The following is a 5,367-nucleotide window of genomic DNA, read 5'->3' as shown; positions in this document are numbered from 1 at the left end:
CGGCTGCGGGGGCCGGGGCGGCCTCCGCGGGAGCGGCTGCGGGGGCCGGGGCGGCCTCCGCGGGAGCCGCGGCCGGGGCGGAACCCGGAGCGCCGATGACGGCGAGCTTGGCACCCACCTCGGCGGTCTCGTCCTCGCCGACGACGATCTCCAGCAGCACGCCGGCGACCGGCGCGGGGATCTCGGTGTCGACCTTGTCCGTGGAGACCTCGAGCAGCGGCTCGTCCTCCGCGACCTCCTCGCCGACCTCCTTCAGCCAGCGGGTGACGGTGCCCTCGGTGACGCTCTCGCCGAGCGCCGGAAGGGTGACGTCCGTGCCGGAGGCGGAGGACGCGCCGGTGGCGGCCTCCGCGGCGGGGGCCTCGGCCGGAGCCTCGGTCTCGGTCGACGGGGCCGTCGGTGCCTCGGTGGCCGCCGGGGCGGGGACCGCGGCGGGCTCTGCGGCCGGAGCGGCCTCTGCGGCGGGTGCCGCCTCGGCAGCGGGTGCGCCCGAGCCGTCGTCGATGACGGCCAGCTCGGCGCCGACCTCGACGGTCTCGTCCTCGGCGACCTTGATGGACGACAGGACGCCGGACGCCGGGGCGGGGATCTCGGTGTCGACCTTGTCGGTCGAGACCTCGAGCAGCGGCTCATCGGCCTCGACGTGCTCGCCCTCGGCCTTCAGCCAGCGGGTGACGGTGCCCTCGGTGACGCTCTCGCCGAGCGCCGGAAGGGTTACGGAAACCGACATGGTTTCGGTTGCTCCTTACGAAAGTGCGGAAGTGGTCGGTCGTCGCGCCCGGGACCGGATCAGTCGTGGGAGTGCAGGGGCTTCCCGGCCAGGGCCAGGTGGGCCTCGCCCATGGCCTCGTTCTGCGTCGGGTGGGCGTGGATGAGCTGCGCGACCTCGGCCGGCAGCGCCTCCCAGTTGTAGATCAGCTGGGCTTCGCCGACCTGCTCGCCCATACGGTCACCGACCATGTGGACGCCGACCACGGCACCGTCCTTGACCTGGACGAGCTTGATCTCGCCCGCGGTCTTCAGGATCTTGCTCTTGCCGTTGCCCGCGAGGTTGTACTTGAGGGCCACGACCTTGTCCGCACCGTAGATCTCCTTGGCCTTGGCCTCGGTGATGCCGACGGAGGCGACCTCGGGGTGGCAGTACGTCACCTTGGGCACGCCGTCGTAGTCGATCGGCACGGTCTTGAGGCCGGCCAGCCGCTCCGCCACCAGGATGCCCTCGGCGAAGCCGACGTGCGCGAGCTGCAGGGTGGGGACCAGGTCGCCCACGGCCGAGATCGTCGGGACGTTCGTCTGCATGTACTCGTCGACGAGGACGTAGCCGCGGTCCATCGCGACCCCGGCCTCCTCGTAGCCCAGGCCCTGGGAGACCGGGCCGCGGCCGATCGCGACCAGCAGCAGCTCCGCCTCGAATGCCTTGCCGTCGGCGAGCGTCACCCGGACGCCGTCCTGCGTGTACTCGGCCTTGTCGAAGAAGGTGCCGAGGTTGAACTTGATGCCGCGCTTGCGGAACGCGCGCTCGAGGAGCTTCGAGCTGTTCTCGTCCTCGACCGGGACCAGGTGCTTCAGGCCCTCGACGATGGTGATGTCGGTACCGAAGGACTTCCACGCCGAGGCGAACTCGACGCCGATGACGCCACCGCCCAGGACGATGGCGGACTTCGGCACGCGGTCGAGCTTCAGCGCGTGGTCCGAGGAGATGATCCGGTTGCCGTCGATCTCCAGGCCGGGCAGCGACTTCGGCACGGACCCGGTCGCCAGCAGCACGTGGCGGCCCTGGACACGCTGGCCGTTGACGTCCACCGAGGTGGGCGACGAGAGCCGGCCCTCACCCTCGATGTAGTGCACCTTGCGCGAGGCGATGAGCCCCTGCAGGCCCTTGTACAGGCCCGAGATCACGTCGTCCTTGTACTTGTGGACGGCCTCCATGTCGATGCCCTCGAAGGTGGCCTTCACGCCGAACTGGGCCGACTCGCGGGCCTGGTCGGCGATCTCGCCGGCGTGCAGCAGCGCCTTCGTGGGGATGCAGCCGTTGTGCAGGCAGGTGCCGCCGACCTTGCCCTTCTCGATCAGTGCGACGTCCAGGCCCAGCTGCGCTCCGCGCAGGGCCGCGGCGTAACCGCCGCTACCACCGCCGAGGATCACTAGGTCGAAAACGGTGCTGGCGTCGTTCGCCACGTCACGTCCTCCATGCATGTGCGCCGTACGCCGGGCCCCGTCGCTGGGGTGTGACCGGCCGGTCGGCTGGTGTTCGGCCGCTTGCGTTATTCGGCCCTGTGGTGGGGGCCCTGTCCTGCCGAGAACCCATCTTCGCACTTGTTGCGGGCGGACGGGACGCGGGCCCCTGGTCCGGGCCGGACGGGCATCCGGCCCGGACGGCCACCGATGCGAACGCGGGTTCGGGAAACTGGCCGGTCAGAGCCACTTCCACCGAACGCGCCCGGCCCCGGACGTATGCCCGGGGCCGTATCCGCTGCGCGCGAACACCGCGGGCACGGCGCGCGCACCCACGCGCCGGCCGTCCCCCGAGGTCAGCCCAGGTCGCCGGCGGCCGTGCGCTCCGCCAGCTTCACCAGGGTGCGGATCGCGGACCCGGTGCCGCCCTTGGGCGTGTAGCCGTACGGGGCACCCTCGTGGAAGGCCGGCCCGGCGATGTCCAGGTGCGCCCAGCTGATGCCCTCGCCCACGAACTCCCGCAGGAAGAGGCCGGCGACCAGGCCGCCGCCCATCCGCTCACCCATGTTGGCGATGTCGGCGGTCGGGGAGTCCATCCCCTTGCGCAGGTCGGCGGGGAGCGGCATCGGCCAGGACGCCTCGCCGACCTCCTCGGCGATCTCGTGGATCGACGTGCGGAAGGCGTCGTCGTTGGCCATGACACCGAAGGTGCGGTTGCCCAGCGCCAGCACCATGGCACCGGTCAGGGTCGCCACGTCGACGATCGCGTCGGGCTTCTCCTCCGACGCGCGGGTCAGCGCGTCGGCGAGGACCAGGCGGCCCTCCGCGTCGGTGTTGAGGACCTCGACGGTCTTGCCGCTGTACATGCGCAGCACGTCACCCGGGCGGGTGGCGTTGCCGGACGGCATGTTCTCGGCGAGCGCCAGCCAGCCGGTGACGTTGACGCGGAGGCCCAGACGGGCGGCCGCGACGACGGCGGCGAACACGGCGGCGGCGCCGCTCATGTCGCACTTCATCGTCTCGTTGTGGCCGGCCGGCTTGAGCGAGATGCCGCCCGAGTCGTAGGTGATGCCCTTGCCGACCAGGGCCAGGGTCTTCTCCGCCTTGGGGTGCGTGTAGGCCAGGCGGACCAGGCGCGGGCCGTGGGTCGAGCCCTGCCCGACACCCAGCAGGCCCCCGTAACCGCCCTTGACGAGCGCCTTCTCGTCGAGGACCTGCACCTTGACGCCATGCTCCTTGCCGGCGGCGGTGGCCACCGCCGCGAAGGACTCGGGGTACAGGTCGTTCGGCGGGGTGTTGACCAGGTCGCGGGCCCGGTTGATCTCCTCGGTGAGCGCGAGGGCGCGCTCCGCGGCCGCCTTGAAGGCCTTGTCACGCGGCTTGGCGCCCAGCAGGACGACCTCGGCGAGCGGCAGCTTCGGGCCGTTGCCGAACCTGGCGTCCTTGGGGGCCAGCTTGTTCTCGCCGCCCTGGTAGGCGGTGAAGGCGTACGCGCCCAGCAGGGCGCCCTCCGCCACGGCCTCGGCGTCCTCCACGGACTCCGCAGGCAGTGCGAAACCGGCCTTCTTCGATCCGGACAGGGCGCGCGCGGCGCTCCCGGCGGCCCGGCGCAGTGCCTCGGCGTCGTAGCCGGCGTCCTTCTCCGCCACCGGGCCGAGCCCGACCGCGAGGACGACCGGGACCTTGAGCCCGGAGGGGGCGGGGAGCTTGGTCACTTCGCCCTCGGCACCGGAGGCACCCAGGGTCTCCAGGACGTCTGCGAGCTTTCCGTCGAACGCCTTGTCCACGGCCTCGGCGCCCGGTGCGACGACCAGGCCCCCGGGCTTGGACCCAGTGCCCTTGGCGATGCCGACGACGAGTGCGTCGGCGCGCAGCGTCGCCGCACCGGCAGTGCTGAGAGTGAGAGCAGTCACGGTGGTGAAATCTCGCTTCCGTTGAGTTATGTGCCGGTCGAGGGGTGGGCCGACCGTGCCCGGCGCATCGTAGACGCCCCCGCGATGTGCCGGGAATGAGCCTACGCGCGCCCTTGCGCCCGGCTCACGGGGGCGGGGCCGTCGGGCACTGCGGCGATAGGGTCGTCGGTCCGGGCGGGACTAGCGGGGGAGCACCACCATGCGGGGCACGACGGCGGGTACGAGGACGTGGGGGCGGGTGGCGCTCGCCGCGCTGATCCTGTCGGCGGTACTGGCCGGCTGCGCCCCGGGGGCGGCGCCCGTGGACCCGCCCGCCGCCTCCCGCGCACCGCGCACCGTGCCGCGCTGGCAGCCGCAGCCGGGCGTGGACTGGCAGTGGCAGCTCTCCGGCCGGGTGGACACGACGGTCGACGCCCCGGTCTACGACGTCGACGGGTTCGACCAGGGCGCCGCGACCGTGTCCGCGCTGCACCGCGAGGGCCGCAAGGTGATCTGCTACCTCTCGACCGGCGCCTGGGAGGACTTCCGCCCGGACGCGGACGGGTTCCCCGCCTCCGTGCGCGGCAGGAGCAACGGCTGGGACGGGGAGTGGTGGCTCGACATCCGCCGCACCGACGTCCTGGAGCCGCTCATGGAGGCCCGGATCGCCATGTGCGCGAAGAAGGGCTTCGACGCCGTCGAACCGGACAACATGGACGGCTACCTCAACTCCACGGGCTTCCCGCTGACCGCGCGGGACCAGCTCCGCTACAACCGCCTGATCGCCCGCCTCGTCCACCGCCACGGCATGGCCGTCGGCCTGAAGAACGACCTGCCCCAGATCCCGGAACTGGTGGGCGACTTCGACTTCGCGGTGAACGAGCAGTGCGCGCAGTACGGCGAATGCGCGGCCCTCAGCCCGTTCGTCGAGGCGGGCAAGGCCGTCTTCCACGCCGAGTACGAAGTGCCCGTGGCGGAGTTCTGCGCGGAGTCCCGGCGGCTCCGGCTGAGCTCGCTGCTCAAGAAGTACGAACTCGGCGCCTGGCGCCGGGGCTGCTGAGGGCGCGGGCCCGGGGGCACGCGCTAACCGAAGGTCAGGACCACCAGGACGGCGGTGGCCGCCGTCTCCTCCAGCGCGCCGAACACGTCGCCGGTCACCCCGGTGAAGCGCCGCACGCAGTGGCGCAGCAGCAGCCACGCGGCGCCCAGACCGGCCAGGGCGGCGAGGCCGTGGCTCGGTGCCCCGTACCCGCCCAGCAGCGCGCCGGCCCCCGCGCAGGCCGCGACCACCGCAGTCGCG

The 5,367-nt window shown here is 72.4% G+C and carries 5 protein-coding genes; 1 reads left to right on the top strand and 4 read right to left on the bottom strand.

Going from position 1 to position 5,367, the window contains the following annotated elements; all coding sequences use genetic code 11:
• The 3 genes from ABZ371_RS28335 to ABZ371_RS28325 form a co-directional block, all read right to left on the bottom strand.
• A partial coding sequence (locus ABZ371_RS28335; RefSeq protein WP_358684763.1) for a biotin/lipoyl-containing protein occupies positions 1–730 on the bottom strand: 730 nt, incomplete at its 3' end.
• 59 nt (positions 731–789) lie between these two features.
• The gene (lpdA, locus tag ABZ371_RS28330) at positions 790–2,178 is read right to left on the bottom strand and encodes a dihydrolipoyl dehydrogenase (protein ID WP_358684760.1); all 1,389 of its coding nucleotides are present in this window, start codon (positions 2,176–2,178) and stop codon (positions 790–792) included.
• 353 nt (positions 2,179–2,531) lie between these two features.
• Positions 2,532–4,088 (bottom strand): leucyl aminopeptidase, encoded by a 1,557-nt coding sequence (locus ABZ371_RS28325; protein WP_358684757.1) that lies wholly within the window; start codon positions 4,086–4,088, stop codon positions 2,532–2,534.
• A gap of 199 nt (positions 4,089–4,287) precedes the next feature.
• On the opposite strand from ABZ371_RS28325, the gene ABZ371_RS28320 reads away from it, so the two are divergent.
• Positions 4,288–5,127, top strand: coding sequence for an endo alpha-1,4 polygalactosaminidase (locus ABZ371_RS28320; RefSeq protein ID WP_358684754.1), 840 nt, complete (start codon positions 4,288–4,290; stop codon positions 5,125–5,127).
• Positions 5,128–5,150: 23 nt separating this feature from the next.
• Here the strand turns inward: ABZ371_RS28320 and ABZ371_RS28315 are convergent.
• Positions 5,151–5,367, bottom strand: a 217-nt coding sequence (locus tag ABZ371_RS28315; RefSeq protein WP_358684751.1) for an adenosylcobinamide-GDP ribazoletransferase, incomplete at its 5' end; no start/stop codon positions are given.

The organism is Streptomyces sp. NPDC005899 (assembly GCF_040629645.1).
In the GTDB taxonomy this organism is placed as follows: Bacteria; Actinomycetota; Actinomycetes; order Streptomycetales; family Streptomycetaceae; genus Streptomyces.
This window is presented reverse-complemented; position numbering and strand designations above follow the sequence as displayed.

Coding starts and splice junctions, on each gene's coding strand:
- ABZ371_RS28320 (WP_358684754.1), top strand. CDS start 4,288: ATGCGGGGCACGACGGCGGGTACGAGGACGTGGGGGCGGGTGGCGCTC.